The organism is Leifsonia sp. 563, from assembly GCF_040545055.1.
Lineage (GTDB): Bacteria > Actinomycetota > Actinomycetes > Actinomycetales > Microbacteriaceae > Leifsonia.
Window position 1 is genome coordinate 162,380 of the sequence record NZ_JBEPLE010000006.1, and the last position, 16,569, is coordinate 178,948.

General features: G+C 70.7%; 17 protein-coding genes. 10 read left to right on the top strand and 7 right to left on the bottom strand.

Annotation, left to right across the window (positions count from 1 at the left end; genetic code table 11):
• Window positions 1–27: 27 nt before the first annotated feature.
• Together ABIC47_RS16200 and ABIC47_RS16205 are read right to left on the bottom strand one after the other, a co-directional pair.
• The gene (locus ABIC47_RS16200; RefSeq protein ID WP_354481966.1) at window positions 28–1,224 is read right to left on the bottom strand and encodes an HRDC domain-containing protein; all 1,197 of its coding nucleotides are present in this window, start codon (window positions 1,222–1,224) and stop codon (window positions 28–30) included.
• Window positions 1,217–1,828 carry a DUF3000 domain-containing protein gene (locus ABIC47_RS16205; protein WP_020077430.1) on the bottom strand — a complete coding sequence of 204 codons (612 nt, stop codon included), beginning with the start codon at window positions 1,826–1,828 and terminating at the stop codon, window positions 1,217–1,219. Before ABIC47_RS16205 ends, ABIC47_RS16200 begins: the two co-directional genes overlap by 8 nt.
• Window positions 1,829–1,928: 100 nt before the next feature.
• Here ABIC47_RS16205 and ABIC47_RS16210 point away from each other — a divergent pair, with 100 nt between their 5' ends.
• A complete protein-coding gene (locus tag ABIC47_RS16210) occupies window positions 1,929–3,152 on the top strand; it encodes an alpha/beta hydrolase family protein (protein WP_354481969.1) in 1,224 nt (407 codons plus the stop codon).
• Here the strand turns inward: ABIC47_RS16210 and zapE are convergent.
• Window positions 3,149–4,201, bottom strand: coding sequence for a cell division protein ZapE (gene zapE, locus ABIC47_RS16215; RefSeq protein ID WP_018191275.1), 1,053 nt, complete (start codon window positions 4,199–4,201; stop codon window positions 3,149–3,151). The genes ABIC47_RS16210 and zapE overlap by 4 nt on opposite strands.
• A gap of 137 nt (window positions 4,202–4,338) precedes the next feature.
• On the opposite strand from zapE, the gene ABIC47_RS16220 reads away from it, so the two are divergent.
• The 5 genes from ABIC47_RS16220 (at window position 4,339) to ABIC47_RS16240 (ending at window position 8,940) form a co-directional block, all read left to right on the top strand.
• Window positions 4,339–5,238, top strand: coding sequence for a sulfurtransferase (locus tag ABIC47_RS16220; RefSeq protein ID WP_354481974.1), 900 nt, complete (start codon window positions 4,339–4,341; stop codon window positions 5,236–5,238).
• A gap of 34 nt (window positions 5,239–5,272) precedes the next feature.
• Window positions 5,273–5,707 carry a SufE family protein gene (locus tag ABIC47_RS16225; RefSeq protein ID WP_018191273.1) on the top strand — a complete coding sequence of 145 codons (435 nt, stop codon included), beginning with the start codon at window positions 5,273–5,275 and terminating at the stop codon, window positions 5,705–5,707.
• 206 nt (window positions 5,708–5,913) lie between these two features.
• Entirely contained in the window at window positions 5,914–7,197 is a 1,284-nt protein-coding gene (locus tag ABIC47_RS16230) for an ammonium transporter (RefSeq protein ID WP_020077433.1), read from the top strand.
• 101 nt (window positions 7,198–7,298) lie between these two features.
• Complete coding sequence (locus ABIC47_RS16235) at window positions 7,299–8,543, top strand: ammonium transporter (protein WP_354481977.1); 1,245 nt, start codon at window positions 7,299–7,301, stop codon at window positions 8,541–8,543.
• The gene (locus tag ABIC47_RS16240; RefSeq protein WP_502910268.1) at window positions 8,467–8,940 is read left to right on the top strand and encodes a type II toxin-antitoxin system PemK/MazF family toxin; all 474 of its coding nucleotides are present in this window, start codon (window positions 8,467–8,469) and stop codon (window positions 8,938–8,940) included. The genes ABIC47_RS16235 and ABIC47_RS16240 overlap by 77 nt, the downstream gene beginning before the upstream one ends.
• Window positions 8,941–8,970: 30 nt before the next feature.
• Here the strand turns inward: ABIC47_RS16240 and ABIC47_RS16245 are convergent, their stop codons facing one another.
• The gene (locus tag ABIC47_RS16245) at window positions 8,971–9,318 is read right to left on the bottom strand and encodes a hypothetical protein (RefSeq protein ID WP_018191269.1); all 348 of its coding nucleotides are present in this window, start codon (window positions 9,316–9,318) and stop codon (window positions 8,971–8,973) included.
• A 126-nt stretch (window positions 9,319–9,444) separates the two neighbouring features.
• Here ABIC47_RS16245 and ABIC47_RS16250 point away from each other — a divergent pair, with 126 nt between their 5' ends.
• Together ABIC47_RS16250 and ABIC47_RS16255 are read left to right on the top strand one after the other, a co-directional pair.
• Window positions 9,445–9,678 (top strand): PLD nuclease N-terminal domain-containing protein, encoded by a 234-nt coding sequence (locus ABIC47_RS16250; RefSeq protein WP_354481982.1) that lies wholly within the window; start codon window positions 9,445–9,447, stop codon window positions 9,676–9,678.
• A gap of 35 nt (window positions 9,679–9,713) precedes the next feature.
• Window positions 9,714–10,004, top strand: coding sequence for a hypothetical protein (locus ABIC47_RS16255; protein ID WP_354481984.1), 291 nt, complete (start codon window positions 9,714–9,716; stop codon window positions 10,002–10,004).
• A 78-nt stretch (window positions 10,005–10,082) separates the two neighbouring features.
• On the opposite strand, the gene ABIC47_RS16260 is transcribed toward ABIC47_RS16255, so the two are convergent.
• From ABIC47_RS16260 to ABIC47_RS16270, 3 genes are read right to left on the bottom strand one after another with little or no spacing between them, the layout of a single operon-like run.
• The gene (locus ABIC47_RS16260; protein WP_354481987.1) at window positions 10,083–10,640 is read right to left on the bottom strand and encodes a hypothetical protein; all 558 of its coding nucleotides are present in this window, start codon (window positions 10,638–10,640) and stop codon (window positions 10,083–10,085) included.
• The gene (locus ABIC47_RS16265; protein ID WP_354481988.1) at window positions 10,637–12,670 is read right to left on the bottom strand and encodes a primary-amine oxidase; all 2,034 of its coding nucleotides are present in this window, start codon (window positions 12,668–12,670) and stop codon (window positions 10,637–10,639) included. Before ABIC47_RS16265 ends, ABIC47_RS16260 begins: the two co-directional genes overlap by 4 nt.
• A gap of 10 nt (window positions 12,671–12,680) precedes the next feature.
• Window positions 12,681–14,183 carry an APC family permease gene (locus ABIC47_RS16270; protein WP_354481991.1) on the bottom strand — a complete coding sequence of 501 codons (1,503 nt, stop codon included), beginning with the start codon at window positions 14,181–14,183 and terminating at the stop codon, window positions 12,681–12,683.
• Between the two features lie 197 nt (window positions 14,184–14,380).
• On the opposite strand from ABIC47_RS16270, the gene ABIC47_RS16275 reads away from it, so the two are divergent.
• Entirely contained in the window at window positions 14,381–15,880 is a 1,500-nt protein-coding gene (locus ABIC47_RS16275; RefSeq protein WP_354481994.1) for an APC family permease, read from the top strand.
• Window positions 15,877–16,551, top strand: a complete 675-nt coding sequence (locus ABIC47_RS16280; RefSeq protein ID WP_354481996.1) for a helix-turn-helix domain-containing protein — start codon at window positions 15,877–15,879, stop codon at window positions 16,549–16,551. Before ABIC47_RS16275 ends, ABIC47_RS16280 begins: the two co-directional genes overlap by 4 nt.
• Window positions 16,552–16,569: the final 18 nt, after the last annotated feature.

Consider the following 16,569-nt stretch of genomic DNA (forward strand, 5'->3'; position numbering starts at 1 on the left):
TGCACGAAAAGAATCGTTTGATCCTTCCTACGAAGCGGGCTCGGACCCCTCGTCGGCGCTTTGGCTGCTTTCCACAAATGCCCGGGCGATCACCTGTGAGGTTGCGGCAACCTGCCACGGGCGTGCACCGTGCGCCGTGAGGGCTTCGCCGACGCTCTCGGGGGTGATCTCGGCGGGCGGAGCCCAGGCGACGCGGCGCAGCGTGTCGGGGGTAAGGAGGTTCTCGAGGGGGATGCTGCGCTCCTCCGAAACGGCCGTCAGCGCCGCCCGCGCGGCCTTGAGCCGTGCGTCGGCGTCCGGGTTGCGGTCGGACCACGCCCGCGGCGGAGGCAGCGTGTCGCCGTTGCCGCGCAGCACGGGGAGGTCGTCGGTGGTGCGCCCGGCTTCGATGGCCGCCCACCAGCGGTCGATCTCGGTGCGGCTCGCGCGGCCGGTGAACTCCCGCATCGCCGCGAGGGCGCGCTTCGACTCCGGCATCGCCTTGGCGGCGGCGGTCAGCGAGGCGTCCGGCACCAGGCGGCCGGGCGCGGTGTCGATCTCACGGGCGAGCGCATCCCGCGCCTGCCACAGCTCGCGCGCGACGGCGAGGTTGCGGATGCCGCGGATCGAGTGGATGCCCGACAGGCGCCGCCACGGCTCGTTGCGGACGGGCACGAGGTCGCGGACCAGCTCGTCGGCGAACTCCTGGTGCGCGATGTCGGTCTTGCCCGCCTCGTCGAGGAGCGCCGCGATGGCGTCACGCAGGTCGGGCAGCAGTTGAACGTCGAGGGCGGCGTAGTCGAGCCACGGCTGGGGGAGCGGACGCGTCGACCAGTCGGCCGCGCTGTGCTCCTTCGCCAGGTGGATGCCGAGGAGCTCCTCGACGACCGTCCCGAGCCCGACGCGCGGCATCCCGAGCAGACGTGCGGCGAGTTCCGTGTCGAAGACGATCGACGGGTCGAGGCCCACCTCGCGGAGGCAGGTGAGGTCCTGCGTCGCCGCGTGCAGCACCCACTCGTCGTCGTGGATGGCCTCGTTCAGCTCGTCGAAGCGTCCGACGGCCGGCGGGTCGAAGAGGAACGTGCCCGCCTCGCGCCGGAAGACCTGGATGAGGTAGGCCCTCTGTGAATACCGGAAGCCGCTGGCACGCTCGGCGTCGACGGCGATCGGGCCGGTTCCTGCGGTGATGCGCTCGACCGCCGCCAGGTAGTCGGCACGGGTCTCGATGACCGTGTACTCAGCCACGCGGCGCCTTCCTGGGCGTGGCCGCCCGGGCGCTGAGCAGGCTCACCCCCTCGCCGGTCGGGGGGAGGCCGGCGAGCATGCAGAGCAGCTCACCCCATCCCTCGACGTGTGCGGAGACGTCCGCCTCGAGCGGGCTCCACGAGGCGCGCAGCTCGATCTGCGAGCCGTCGCCCTGGGCGGCCAGCTCGCCGAAACCGGTGGAGATGATCTTGGTGGCGGTTCCGCTCGCGGCCGTATAGCGCGCGTGGCGCGCATCCAGCGCATCCACCAGCCACGACCAGGCGACGTCGGCCAGGAACGGGTCGAGGCCGATATCGGTCTCGAGCGGCGCCTGCGCGAAGCAGACGATGCGGAACGGGCCGCCCCACGCCTCCGGCTCGTCGGGGTCGTAGAGCAGGATGAAACGGCCGGTGCCGAGGTCCGAGTCGCTTCCGTGCCGTGCGGGCCGGACGTCGGCCGCGAGCGCGACGGAGTACGGCGCCAGCTGCGCTGGCGCGGGGATCTCCTCGATCACGAGCTCCGGACGCGACACTGCGGTGCGGATGGACTGCAGCGCCGTGGCGAACTCCGCCGGGTGCTGCGGTGGGGATGTCGGTGTCGGCACGCTTCGAACACTAGAAGCCTTTGGCGTCCGGCGGCAGTAAGGCACGCCGCCTGGGGAACTCCTGAGTCCGCGTGCGGGCCGCCGCCGGTACGCTGCCGTTATGGCGGCAGGCGGCTCGGATTCGGCATGGGGCAAGGCACTCGGAACGGCGGCGTTCGTCGCGGGAGGGCTGGTCGTCGGCACCGCCCTGATCGCCGGATGGGCGACCGCCCGCGTCGCGCGCACCGTGATCACGCCGGTGCGGCGCCGCCCGCAGAACCAGACCATCCGTTCGTTCGACGAGAGCGTCGGAACGGTCACCCTGCGCGAGACCCCGGACGCGACGATGCCCGGCCGCCTCGGCCTCTGGTGGGGCGGCGACACCGGCTACGCCAAGCTCGGCGGGCTGATCGAGCGCGCAGACGGCTCGGTGACGCGCGAGCTGGAGCGCGTGGAGTTCGGCGACCTTCGGGTGGGACGCTCGCGCATCAGCGGGTACTACTACCTCCAGCCCGGCGAGCTCGGTCTGCCGGTCAGGTCCGTCGAGATCTCCACGGAGCTCGGCCAGGCGCCCGCGTGGGTGTTCCCGGCCCCGGAGGACGCAGGCGACGAGCGCTGGGTCATCCAGGTGCACGGCTGGGGCGCCAGCCGCCAGGAGGGCCTCCGGGCCGTGCGGGTGTTCCACGACGCCGGCTTCACCTGCCTGCTCGCCTCCTACCGAAACGACGGGGATGCGCCCGAGAGCGCCGACCGCCGCTACGGGCTGGGCGGGACGGAGTGGCGCGACATCGAGGCCGCGATCGACTACGCGGTGTCGCAGGGCGCGCGCTCCGTCGTCCTCATGGGCTGGTCGATGGGCGGCGCCGTGGTGCTCCAGACGATCACCCGGTCGCCGTCGGCGCGGCACGTCGCCGGTATCGTGCTCGAGTCTCCCGTCATCGACTGGATCGACACCCTCGGCTACCAGGGCAACCTCCTGCACCTCCCGGACATGATGACGCGCGCCGCGATGCGCCTCATCGAGTCGGAGTGGAGCGGCCCGATCACCGGTCAGGGCGCGCCGATCGACCTCCGCAGCATGGACTTCGTCGCCCGGGCCTCCGAGCTCAGCCTGCCGATGCTCATCCTGCACAGCGACGACGACGGGTTCGTGCCGTCCACCGGGTCGCGTGCGCTCGCCGAGGCGCGGAGCGACATCGTCACGCTCGTGCCGTTCGACGTCGCACTCCACACCAAGCTGTGGAACTACGACGAGGCCAAGTGGACGGGCGCCATCGCCGAGTGGCTGGGCGCCAACATCCCCTCCGAGGCTCCTGCCGCCGCTACCGCATCCAGCGCCGACTAGTCGTGCGGCGGTAGCTCGCCCGCGGTGAGGGCGATCATGCGCGAGGTCGAGCGCAGGTACTTCTTGCGGTAGCCGCCGCCGAGCATCTCGTCGTCGAAGACATCGCTGAGCGGAACGCCGGACTGCACGATCGGGATCTCGGCGTCATACACGCGGTCGATGAACGCGACCAGGCGCAGGGCGGCCATCTGGTCGTGCAGCACCTCCACATCCCGGAGGCCGATCACATCCACACCGTCGATGATCTTGATGTAGCGCGAGGGGTGGACGGTCGCGAGGTGCGCGATGAGGTCCTGGAAGCCGTCGCTCGTCACGGTCTCGCCGCGGCCGGCCAGCGCGGTCACGACGCGCTCGTACTCCGCCGGTTCCACCGTGATGGCGCTGCCGGTGGTGTCGCGGCGGCGGTAGTCGAGGCCGTCGATGCGGACGGTCTGGAAGTTCGACGAGAGCGACTGGATCTCGCGCAGGAAGTCGCTCGCCGCGAACCGGCCCTCGCCGAGCGCATTCGGCGGGGTGTTGCTCGTGGCGGCGATGCGGGTGCCGGAGGCGACCAGCTCGCCGAGCATCCGCGTCATCATCATCGTGTCGCCCGGGTCGTCGAGCTCGAACTCGTCGATGCAGATCAGGGTGGACCCGCGCAGCAGGTTGACGGCGCCCGCGTAGCCGAGCGCGCCGACCAGGGCGGTGTACTCGATGAACGTGCCGAAGTACTTCGGACCGGGCGCCTCATGCCAGAGCGCCGCGAGGAGGTGCGTCTTGCCGACGCCGAAGCCGCCGTCGAGGTAGACGCCCGGCTTCATCGCCTCCACCTTCTTGCGGCTGCGGCTGAACAGGCCGGCCGGTCGCTGCGGCTCCCACGTCTTGGCGAACAGCTTCAGCGTGGCGACGGCCTCGGACTGCGAGGGGTAGTCGTGGTCGGGACGGTAGGAGTCGAACGTCGCGTGCTCGAACTGCGACGGCGGCACCAGGCTCTCGGCGATCTCCGCGCCCGTGATCTCGGGCGAGCGGTCGGCGAGACGGGGGAGGGCGCCGGTCTGTTCGAGGGTCATGACGGGTTCTGCACCTTTGTGTCGAAGTCTTACCGCGGCTGTTCCGAGCCGCTTACGCTGGACGTAGATTCCAGCTGTCGCAGGCTTCCCAGCCTAGTCCTGCGCCACCGACCGATTCCCTGGAGGGCATCACAGACATGACCATCGAGACCGACCCGTCGCCCGAGTTCGCCGGCTACGCGCACCCCGAGCGCCTCGTGAGCACCGACTGGCTCGCCGCGCACCTCGGCGAACCGGGACTCGTCGTGGTGGAGTCGGATGAGGACGTGCTGCTGTACGACACCGGACACATCCCGGGTTCGGTCAAGATCGACTGGCACACCGACCTCAACGACCCGGTGGTCCGCGACTACGTGAGCCCGGAGCGCTTCGCCGAGCTGCTCGGCTCGAAGGGCATCGCCCGCGACACCACCGTCGTCATCTACGGCGACAAGAACAACTGGTGGGCCGCGTACGCGCTGTGGGTGTTCACCCTCTTCGGGCACGAGGACGTCCGCCTGCTCGACGGCGGCCGCGACAAGTGGATCGCCGAGGGCCGCGAACTCACCCGCGAGGTGCCGCAGCCGGCCCCGGTCGAGTACCCCGTGGTCGAGCGCGACGACACCGTCGTGCGCGCCTTCAAGGACGACGTGCTCGCCCACTTCGGACAGCCTCTGATCGACGTCCGCTCGCCCGAGGAGTACAGCGGGGAGCGCACCGAGATCCCCGGGTACCCGACCGAGGGCGCCCTGCGCGCCGGGCACATCCCGTCGGCGAAGTCGGTGCCGTGGGCCCGCGCTGCCGCACCCGACGCCACCTTCAAGCGGCGGGCAGAGCTCGAGGAGGTCTACCTCGACGGCGCGGGGCTGAAACCGGGGGACGACGTGATCGCGTACTGCCGCATCGGCGAGCGTTCCAGCCACACCTGGTTCGTGCTCACCCACCTGCTCGGGTTCGAGAACGTGAAGAATTACGACGGCTCGTGGACGGAGTGGGGCTCGGCCGTGCGCGTCCCGATCGTCACCGGCTCCGAGCCCGGCGAGGTGCCGACCCGCTGACCGTGCGCGGCGCAATCGGACGTAGCCTTAAGGGATGACCGAACTGACGGGAACCCTCGCCGAGATCCGCGACGACTTCCAGGCGCTGGAGCAGAACGACCGGCTGCAGCTACTGCTGGAGTTCTCCGACGAGCTTCCCGACCTGCCCGAGCGCTACCGCGACCACCCGGACCTCCTGGAGCGCGTCGAGGAGTGCCAGGCGCCGGTCTACATCTTCGTGGAGGTCGACGGCGACGGGATCGTGCACCTCTACGCCACCGCGCCCGCGGAGGCTCCGACGACCCGCGGCTTCGCCTCCATCCTCGTGCAGGGCCTCGCCGGTCTGACCGCCGACGAGGTCCTCGCTGTGCCGGACGACTTCCCGCAGACCCTCGGCCTCACGCAGGCGGTCTCGCCGCTGCGGCTGCGCGGGATGTCGGCCCTCCTCGGCCGCGCCAAGCGGCAGGTGCGCCAGAAGCTCGCCGCCTAGGAGGGTCGCAGCACCCGCCGAGCACATCGGCAGCATCCCGAAACACAGTGTTTACACACCGCCGGGATGCGTAACACTCGCGAAACACGAGCATCCCTCTCACGAAACCTCTCCCGTCGAGACTGGCTCCACCCCGAAAGCGCCCCCCACCCGGATCGGGATCGCGTCACCCCGCGGGGCTATGCACAGAGAGGTAGACAATTCGCATGGTGCTCCACACAGCAGCGGACTACGCGGAGGCAGGGACGGTCAACGCCCTCTGGCTCCTTGTCGCCGCAGCCCTCGTCCTGCTGATGACCCCCGGTGTCGCCTTCTTCTACGGCGGCATGGTTCGGGCCAAGAGCGTCATCAGCATGATGATGATGAGCTTCGGCGCGATGGCCCTGGTCGGCGTCCTCTGGGTGCTCTACGGCTACGGTCTCGCGTTCGGCCCCGCTTCCATCCCTCACTTCCTCGGAACCCCCGACTGGTTCCTGTCCAGCCTGATGGGCAAGGACGGCATCACCCCGGACCTCGGCGGTCTCGCGTTCGCCGGCTTCCAGGCCACCTTCGCGATCATCACCGTCGCGCTGATCTCCGGCGCGATCGCCGACCGCGCCAAGTTCGGCTCGTGGATGGTGTTCGCCGGCATCTGGGTGACCATCGTCTACTTCCCGGTCGCGTACTGGGTGTTCAACCTCGCTGACGGCTGGGCGCCGGCCGTCCTGCACGTGAACGACTTCGCCGGTGGCACCGCGGTGCACATCAACGCCGGTGCCGCGGGCCTGGCTCTCGCGCTCGTCCTCGGCAAGCGCGTCGGATTCCAGAAGGGCATGAGCAAGCCGCACAACGTGCCGCTCACGCTCCTCGGCGCGGCCCTGCTGTGGTTCGGCTGGTTCGGCTTCAACGCCGGCTCGGAGGCCGCGGTCGACGGTGTCGCTGCGATCGCCTGGGTGAACACGCTCGCCGCCCCGGCCGCCGCCACGATCGGCTGGCTGATCGTCGAGAAGCTGAAGGACGGTAAGCCGACCTCCATCGGTGCCGCATCCGGAGCCGTCGCCGGTCTGGTCGCGATCACCCCGGCCTGTAACATCCTGACCCCGGGCTTCGCCATCCTCCTCGGCCTCGTGGCCGGTGCGGTCTGCGCCCTGGCGATCGACCTGAAGTTCCGCCTCGGCTTCGACGACTCGCTCGACGTGGTCGGCATCCACCTCGTCGGTGGTCTCATCGGTACCCTGTGGATCGGCTTCTTCGGCTTCACCCACATGTACAACAGCAAGGGCGAGGCGACCTCGCAGTTCTCGAGCCTGCTGTACGGCGGCAGCTTCTACCAGCTGGGCGTCCAGGCCGTCGGCGCCTTCGCGGTGCTGATCTACTCCTTCGTCCTGGCCTACGCCATCGGCTGGGTCATCCAGAAGACCATGGGCTTCCGGATCAAGAACGAGGACGAGCTCGCCGGTGTCGACACCGTCGTGCACGGCGAGGAGGGCTACTCGCTCGAGACGGTCTGATCGGACCGTCACTCGACCGCAACGGACGGGGCGTCGCCGGAAGGCGGCGCCCCGTTCTGTCGTCGCTAGGGTGAGTGCAGGCATTTCGACCGAGGGAGCCCATGGCACACGCCACGCCGGACCAGGTGGATGCGCTGCTGCTGTTCTTCTGCGGCGCGCTGGTGCTGCTGGCCGCGTTCGGGCTGGCGTTCTTCGCCGGCGGCATGGCCGGCCGCGCCCGGGCCGCCCGGGCGCTGCGGTTCGTGCTGGTCGGCGCGGCCGTCGTCGTGCTGCTCGCCGTTCTGGGCGGGTACGGCATGATCGTCGGCGACCCGCTGATCCCGCACCTGGTCGGCCGTCCGGACGTCGGGCTGGCGTCGATGGCCGGCCCCGGCGCGGCCGACGCGTCGCCCTATCCACTCGCCCGCGCCGGATACCTGATGGCCCTTCTGGTGCTCTGCACGGCGATCGTCGGGGTAGCCGTCGCCTCGCGGCTGACCTTGCGGGCGTGGATCGTGTTCACGGTGCTCTGGTTCCCGGTGGTGATCGTGCCGGTGGCGTACGGCGTCTTCGCCCTCGACGACGGCTGGGCGGTCGCCGGGCTGAAAGTCGTCGACTTCGGTGGGTCTCTCGCGGTGCTCGCTGCGGGTGGGAGTGCTGTCGGCATCCTGCTCGCCTGCGGTCGTGGCGAGCACCTGCCGACGCATGCCAGCCGGCCGTCGCTGGTCGCGATCGGCGTATCCCTGGTGTGGGTGGGCTGGCTGGGGCTGATCGTCGGTTCGGAGGGCGCCCTCGACGCGTACGCGCCGTTGATGGCGTTCGGCGGCTTCCTCGCCTCCGCGACGGGCGTCCTGATGTGGATGCTGGTGGATGCGGTGGTGCTGCGCCGGCCGACCCTGACGAGCGCCGCCTGCGGGGCACTGGCCGGTCTGGTCGGAGCCACCGCCGCCTCCGGTGTGCTCACACTCGGCTGGGCGATGCTCGTCGGCGCGCTGTCCGCTCTGGCCTGCGCCACGATGGTCGACCTCGCGGCCCGCGCCCGCTTCGGGCCGGCCCTGACGCTGTCCGTCGTGACGATCGTCGGCAGCCTGGTGGGACTCCTCTTCCCCGGCCTGTTCGCGATCGGGAGCGGGATGGTCGACAGCGGGAACTTCGACCTGTTCATCGCGCAGGGGATCGCCGGGATGTCCGTGCTGCTGTACGCGACGACCGTCTCCCTGCTGCTCGCCCTCGCGCTGCGGTTCACCGTCGGGCTCACGCGGGTCCGCTATGGTGCCGATCGTGGCATCCGTGAGAAGCGTCCTGTCGGCCCTGGGCGCACTGTTCCGTCCGTCGCGAGCGGATCGGACTCCGAGCCGGCCGGCTGAGACCGTCCAGGTCGATCCGTCTCGGCTGGGCCGCATCCGGACGTCGTACAACCCCAGCCTCGACGGCGACGCGGACCCCGGCGAGATCGTGTGGACGTGGGTGCCGTACGAGGAGGCGGACGGCCGCGGCAAGGACCGTCCGGTGCTCGTGGTCGCCGCCGAGCCGTCCGGTTCGGTGCTCGCGGTGGCGCTGACCAGTCAGGAGCATCCCGGCCGGCCGGAGTACCTGCCGATCGGATCGGGGGAGTGGGACGGACGCCACCGCCCCAGCTTCGTCCGGCTCGACCGGGTGTTCCGGGTGCAGCAGGGCGGCATGCGCCGTGAGGGGGCCGCGCTGGACGCGCGGCGGTTCGACACCGTGCGCCGGGCTCTCGCCACGCGCTACGGGTGGCGGTGAAGATCGCCGATCAGGGGTTCCACTGACCGATCAGGGGTTCCACTGGCGGATGGCGTTGGCCGACCAGCCGATCTCCTTACGGGTCCAGATGGGGGCGCCCTCGGGATCCGGCTGCTGCGAGGCGTCCGCGGTGATGCGGTAGCCCTGAGCGGGAACGGCACGGCGGCTGGCGCGGAACAGCAGGACGGCCGCCCCGGCGAGCACGACCGCGGCGGCGACGAGCAGCCAGCCGAGGCCGTCGCCGTCGACCAGACGGAGCACACCGAGAGGTCCGGTGAGGAACACCCCGACGATCGCCACCACGACGCCCACCATCAGCCAGCGGGCTCGCAGGTGGATGGCGCGGTCCCGGTCGTACTCCTCGATAAGCGTCGGCACGATATCCCCCGATCGTCGATGCGATCAGCGTAGTGGATAACGCCCGGCTTTCCACAGGGTCGCGGGAGGGCGTTTGCGAGAATCGGTCGTCCGGTAGTGTCGTGTCACCGAACGAACGGGGGATTCGTGTTCAGTGGGCTCGCCGGATGGCATGTGTTGATCCTGTTCGGGATGTTCGTCATCCCGTTCGTCCTGTGGCTGATCGCTGTGATCCAGATCGCCGCGATGCGCGCCGCCGCCGGTCCGACCGTCGGGTGGCTCATCTTGGTGACGCTGGCGCCGCTCCTCGGAGCGATCCTCTGGTTCACGATCGGGCGCAGTTCGCTGCGACAGGAGACACCGCCTACGCAGGCGGGCTGAGCGGGGACCCGATAGGACGCTTCCCACTGACAGCGATGACCATCCAGACGTTGAGTGCCAAAAGCACTCGCCGCATCGCGCGGGAGACCGGCATCCCGACGATCACCCGCGCATGGGTCGACAACGAGGCGGACCACCGTCTCGTCCTGTTCGCCACCTGGGACCACCTGCACGGCTGGTACGACCGTCGTACCGGCGAGACGGAGGAGCAGACCGCGGACGACGACGTGAAGCACCTGCCGTCGTGTCTGGCCCAGGACGGCACGCTGCTCGTCGAGCTCGAACCGTTCGACGACGACGGCCGCTGGCCGACGCTGCGGAGCTGAGCGCGCCGACATTCGTGCCGAATGTGCGTTTTGGCGGCGCCTTTCCGCACATTCGGCACGAATGTGGCGCGGGCGGCGCTACGCGAGCAGTGGCAGCGACATCAGCGCGACGGAGGCCGCCCCGAGTGCCGCCTCGGCGCGCGGGAGCGGCGGGAGCCGCCGCCGGAACGCCAGGAGCCCGGACGCCACCGCGAAGGCGAGTGCGGCGACTCCCAGTGCAGCGATGACGTTCACCCCGTGCGCGGAGTGTCCGCCGCCCGCCGCGCCATGGTGCGCCCCCGCCGCGACGATCAGCCCGCCCATCAGGATCGCCTGCAGCGCGCGGTGCAGCGCCATCGCCCGGGCGGGGTGAGCCGGATACGCGGGATGCGCCGCCTGCGCGTCCCCCGCGCCACCCCGGCCCGCCGGCCGCAACCGAAGCGCCACTGCGGTCGCGACCCCTGTCGCCACCAGCAGCGCCGCCCACACCACGGGGGCGACGAGAGGATGCGGCAGCAGCATCGTGTCCGCCATCGCCGCGAGCATGGCGAGCATCCCGAACCACGCGAGCGGGGAGCGGCGGTCGGCGCTCCCCGCGACGCAGCATGCCCCCAGCGTGGCCGGGAGCATGCTGCCGAGGTGCAGAGCCTCGATCATCCGTGGTGCGCGTGGTCGCCGTGCGCGTGGTCGCCGTGCCCGTCGTGCCCGCCGTGCGCCTCCCCGTGCCCGTGGTGCCCCGGCGCGCAGTGCGCGGGCGCCTCCGCCGGCACGTTGAGGGCGGGGTTCCGGCCGAAGAAGCCGTACGGCTTGAGCGTGAACTTGGCGTAGTCGACCGGCATGACCGGCCAATCCTCCGGGCGCGGGAAGTGGGTCGGCCCGAAGGTGTGCCAGAGGACGATGTCCTCGCCGTCGAGCGGCCGGTCCGCCGCCATGTAGGCGGGCAGGCCGTCGCCTCCCGGGTTCTGGTTGACGAACTCGCCGGCGGGGTAGCGCTCGTCGCTGGCGTACTGCGTCACCCACAGCTGCTTCGTCGTGAACGCGGCCCGGGCGGTGACGGTGGCGGAGGGGTCGGCCATCAGCGTCGGGTTCTGCTCCGCGTGGAGCACGTACCCGGTAGGCCGGCCGAGCCGGTTGGATTTCTCCGTGTTGACGATGTGCCAGGTGCGGCCGACGGACGCGTTCGCCTCCCGAGCGCCGTCGGCCTCGCTCAGGATGCGCGTGGCGCGCTTCGTGAAGGCGTTGCCGTACGGGTTGCTCTCGCTGACCGGCAGACGCACCGCATCCACCTCTTCCACGGCGTTCGCCAGCCCGTCCACCATCATGTCGAGCCGTGCCGAGAACAGGTGCTGGTGGTACGGCGCACCGAGCCCGGGCGCCACCTCGCTCGCGGTGGCCGAGCCCTCGACGTAGGACGACGTGAAGAGGATGCCGGTCAGCTTGGCCTCGCACTCGATCGTGCCGTCGAGGTACAGGTACCAGTAGAAGCCGTAGTCGTAGTTGCCGACCGTCGTGAAGAACGAGATCACGAGCCGGCGCGACCGTCGCACCTCGTTCGCCGAGGTGAACAGGTCCGTGTGCTTCCACAGCGTCCCGTAGTCCTCTTCGTGCATGCAGATCGCGTTCTCGATCGTCTTCGGCCGGCCGAACTCGTCGGACAGCACCGCGTCGAAGTAGCGGATCTCGCCGAGGCAGTCGCAGCCGAGCGTCAGCGAGTTCGCGAACCGGCCGAACAGGTATTCGCCGGTATCGAAGTAGTTCTGCCAGTACCGCGTCGGCGAGGGGTCCGCGTAGGGCACGACCATCTCGGCGATGGATGCGCGGTAGACCACCGGACGCACCTCGCCGCCCTGGTCGGGGTCGGCGAAACCGAGGTTCCGCAGGATGAGTCCCTCCCGGGCGTCGAACCCGAGGGAGAACGACCAGTTGGCCCAGGTGACCGTGTCTCCGTCCACCGCGAAGCTCGGTCCCTCCGGCTGGGTGATCGAGATCGGCTTGAGCGTGTCGAGCGGGGCGGGGCGCTCCGACTCCAGGTGGAAGTTGCCCGGCTCCTCGGGGACGGGGAGCTCGAACGCGTCGACCACCTGGGTGACCTCGCGGGCGATGACGTCGACGTACGCGCACAGCCCGTCCACCGGGTGCGCCCAGGGGTGGTCCTCGGCGTGGTCCATCCGGAAGGCGAAGACGCGGATGATCCGTCGGCCCTCCTCGCCGGGGATGTCGTACGAGCCGGGGGAGAGCGGAGCGTAGACGACCTGCTCGCTCACCAGCCCGCGCTTCTCAAGCGCTGCCAGCCAGCCGGCGTCCGCGGCGAGGATGCCGCCGATCGCCTCGAACTCCTCCTCGAGGATGGGCACCTGGCCGCGCGAGCCGTCGATCGGCACGACCGCGATGACCTCGTCGCGGGCGAGGGAGACGGCGGCGTCGACGCTCTCGCCGGTGGCGACGTCGAGCAGCAGGATGCGCGCCTCGCGGTCCGGCGTCGGTGCGTCGCCCGCCAGCGCGGCCAGCACATCCGCCTTGTCGGGCTCCAGCAAGCCGACGTAGACGAAGCGGGTCGTGTCTGTGACGGCGCCGGCCGAACGGAGGATGCGCGCCACGGCCTCGATCTCGGCCGCCGTCAGGCTCGAGAGCGGACCGGGGGTAGTGGTGTCGTCGTCGGGGAGGGTCAGGGGCAGTTCGGTCGTCATGTCAGGTCTCCTAGGCGCTGATGGTGTCGATGATGTTCTCGTAGGCGGCGCGCTTGCTCCGGCGCAGGATGAGTGCCTGCACCACGCCGATCACGGGGACGGCGAGCATGGCGGCGAAGAAGGCGATCGAGAGTGGGCCGACCACCGGGGTTCCCTTCGCATCCACATCGCCGATGAGCAGGGGGAAGTTGTCGACGATGATGAGTGTCACCCCGATCAGGCCGAGCAGGCCGATGACGGGAGCGATCACCGTGCGCCAGAGACCGGCACCGGTCTTCTTCCGGGCGAAGTAGACGATGACGGCCAGGCAGGTCAGTGCCATGAGCACGACGATCGCGAGGGTCGCGATGCCACTGAACCAGGTGAACACCTGCAGCACGGGGTCGAGGCGGAACAGCGCGAACGCCACGATCAGAACCGCCGCGGTCGCGGTCTGCACCAGCGACGACACGTACGGCGACGAGTGCTGGCCGTGGACGCGCCCGATCGCCGCTGGGAAGACCGACGCGTTCGACATCGAGTGCTGGTACCGCGTGACCACGTTGTGGAAGGAGAGCACGCAGGCGAACAGGCTCGTGATCAGGAGGACGTTGACGATGACCCCGCCGACGGATCCGAGGTAGTGGATGGCGGTGTTCACGATGAAGCCGCCGGTGTCGGCCGCGACCACATCCACGATCTTCGCGGGTCCCCATCCCATCACCAGCGCCCAGGACGCGAACGTGTAGAAGACGCCGATGGCGATCACTGCGATGTAGGTCGCCCGAGGGATGGTCTTCTCCGGCTCCTTGGCCTCGTCACGGAAGATCGCCGTCGACTCGAACCCGATGAATCCGGCGAGCGCGAACATCAGCCCGATGCCGGGGGAGCCCGACAGCACGGTGCTCGGCTCGAACGGCGCGAGTGACAGGCCCTCCGCACCGCCCGTCCCGATGATCACGAAGCTCAGCACGATGACGATCCCGACCTCCGCGATGAGCAGGATGCCGAGTACACGCGAGCTCAGCTCGATGTGCCGGTAGCCGAGGACTCCGACCAGCGCGATCATCGCGAGCGAGTAGACGTACCAGGGGATGTCCGGGCCGTGCAGCGCGACGACCGACGACTCCAGCGTCGCGCCGAGGTAGCCGTACACCGCCACCTGGACGGTCGTGTAGGTGAGGAGCGCCAGATAGGCGGCGGCGAGGCCGAGCGGGCGCCCCATCCCGTAGCCGACATAGGTGAAGAACGCGCCGGGTCGGGGGATGAACCGGCTCATCGCGCTGAGCCCGACGGCGAAGAACAGCAGGATGACGGCGCCGATCGCGAACATGCTCGGCACGCCGGCGCCGTTGCCCAGCAGCACGGCGACCGGGAAGCCGCCGCCGATCACGGTGAGCGGCGCCGCAGCGGCGACCACCATGAACACGATCGAGCCGACGCCGAGCCGGCCGGAGAGCTGGCGCGCGGCGCCGGGACCACGGATGGCGATCGGATCGCCGAGCAGAGCCTGGGGCTCCTGTGCAGCCGTCATGGGTTCCTCCAGGGGGAATGAGAGGGTGGGTGCCGCCAGTCTCGCGAGACGGTGTTGCGCGGTCGTTCCGCCGCTGTGAAGAGTCGGCGCTCGCCGAATGGGACAGACCGTGTCGCATTCGGGGGTCACGTGCCCGTGACGCCGACGAAACGCGGACGCAACACGCCCGCCGTAGCCTCGCGGGCGAGGAGCACACCGTGACAGCACAGCCCCCCGTGACGGCCCTGAGCCGAGCGATCGCCGACCCGACACCGGTCGACGGCCTGGCTGCGCGCTCGCCGATGGCCGGCCTCGACCGCCGCAGCCTCGGTTTCGTGGATGTGCTGGCCCAGTCGGTCGGCGCCGTCGCCCCCTCCGCTGCCGCGGCCACCTGCCCTGTGCTCGTCGCGGCGCGTGCCGGATCGGGCACGCTGCTCGCGTTCCTTCTCGCGGGCGTGCTGATGGCGCTCGTCGCGTACGCCGTCAACCAGTTCACCCGGCGGATGGCCGCCACCGGCTCCCTCTACACGTTCGCCGCGCGCGGCCTGGGGGTTCGGGCCGGGTTCGCGACCAGTGCCGCCATGATCGTCGGCTACGGATTCGTCGCGATGTTCGCCCTGCTGGGCGCCGCCTACTACGGGCTGATGCTGCTCGCTCATGCCGTCCCGGGTGTGACCGGCTCGCGCGGGCTGGTGCTCCTGCTGCTGGCCGGGTTCGGTGCCGTCTGCCTGCTCGTGCTGTGGCGCGGCATCCGGCTGTCGACCCGGGTCACGCTCGTCATCGAGCTGCTGTCGATCGTGGGCATCCTCGTGCTGATCGTGGTGCTGCTCGTCCGCGTGCCCGGCTCGTCGTTCGCGGCGGTCGCGCTGCCCCGCTCGGTCGGCATCCCGGAACTCGCTGCCGGCACGACCGTCGCCGTCACCGCCTTCGTCGGCTTCGAGAGCGCTGCGACGCTCGGCGTGGAGTCGCGGCGGCCGTTCGCGACCATCCCGCGCACCATCCGCTGGACCGTGATCGCGGCGGGACTGCTGTACCTGCTCTCCGCATACACGCAGCTGGCGGGTTTCGAGGCGCTCGGCGGCGACCTGGTGGCCAGCGACAGCCCGGTGAACGACCTGGCGGCGCGCGCGGGGGTCGAGTGGATCGGCCTGCTGCTGGATGCGGCGCTCGCCTGCTCCTTCCTGGCCTGCGCCCTTGCCTCGACGACGGCTCTCGCCCGCGTCCTGTTCTCCCTCGGTCGGGAGGGGATCGCGCCGCGCGCCCTCGGGCGCACGCATCGCCGCTTCCGGACCCCGCACGTCGCGCTGGCGGTGGGCGTCGCGGTCGAGGTCGCCGTACCCGCTGTCCTCGTGCTGGCCGGAATGGGGGCGTGGCAGGCCATGGGCGTCGTGGTCGTCTGCGCGGCGGCCGGGTACATGACCGCGTACGCGCTCGTCTGCGTCGCGACGCCGTTCTTCCTGCGCCGGATCGGCGAGTTGACGGTCGGTCCGGCCGTGGCCGCTGCGGTCGCGGCCGCGGGTCTCGTGGCAGCGCTCGCGCTCGACCTCTGGCTCGAGGTCACGGGCGACCGCGCCCTCGCCGTCCTGCTGCTGGCCGGGGTGGCGGCCGTCGCGTTCGCGCTGTGGGCGGTGTGCCGACGCAGGAGGCCGGATGCCCTGCGCCGCATCGGCCTGTACGACGAGCCGACGATGGGGGACGTGCTCGGCGGGGCGCCATGAACGCCATCCCGGAGCTGAGCGGACGACAGCCGGGCGCGGTGCACAGCGCGTTCGCGGTGCTGGAGGAGGTCGCGCACGCGGGCCCCGGGATCACCGCGCAGCAGCTGTCCGCGCGCCTGGGCCTGCCGCGGGCGACGGCGTACCGCATCCTGAATCTGCTGGTGCAGGACGAGTACCTCGTGCGCATGCCCGACCTCCGCGGCTTCGCCCTGGGCCGCAAGGTCGCGGAGCTGGCCGATGTCGCTCAGGCACAGGATGCGGCCGCCACCGCTCGGGAAGCGGTCGCCGACCTGCGGGGGCGCATCCGCGGTGGCGTCCACCTGGCCGTCTACCGAGCCGACCGAGTGGTGCCGGTCGACGTGGACCCGGACTTCCCGCTCTCGGACCCCAAGCGCATCCAGTCGGACCTCAGCGTCTCCGCCCTCGGCCGGCTCCTCCTGGCGGAGCAGGCCGCGCGGGCCGTGCCGTCACCCACCCGGTTCACGACGCAGGAGGGCGAGCTCGTCCCCGGTTTCGGCTGCCTCGCCGTACCGGTCCGCGGCGACGACCAGCGCCTGGTGGCCGGTCTCGCGCTGGCGCTCCCGGCCGCGCGCCTGGCGGACCGCGACGGGCTGGTGTCGCTGGTCGCCGACACGGCGGTGCGGCTGGGTCCGCTGCTTAGCCGGGTGTGAGGCAAGGGCGCTGGTAGC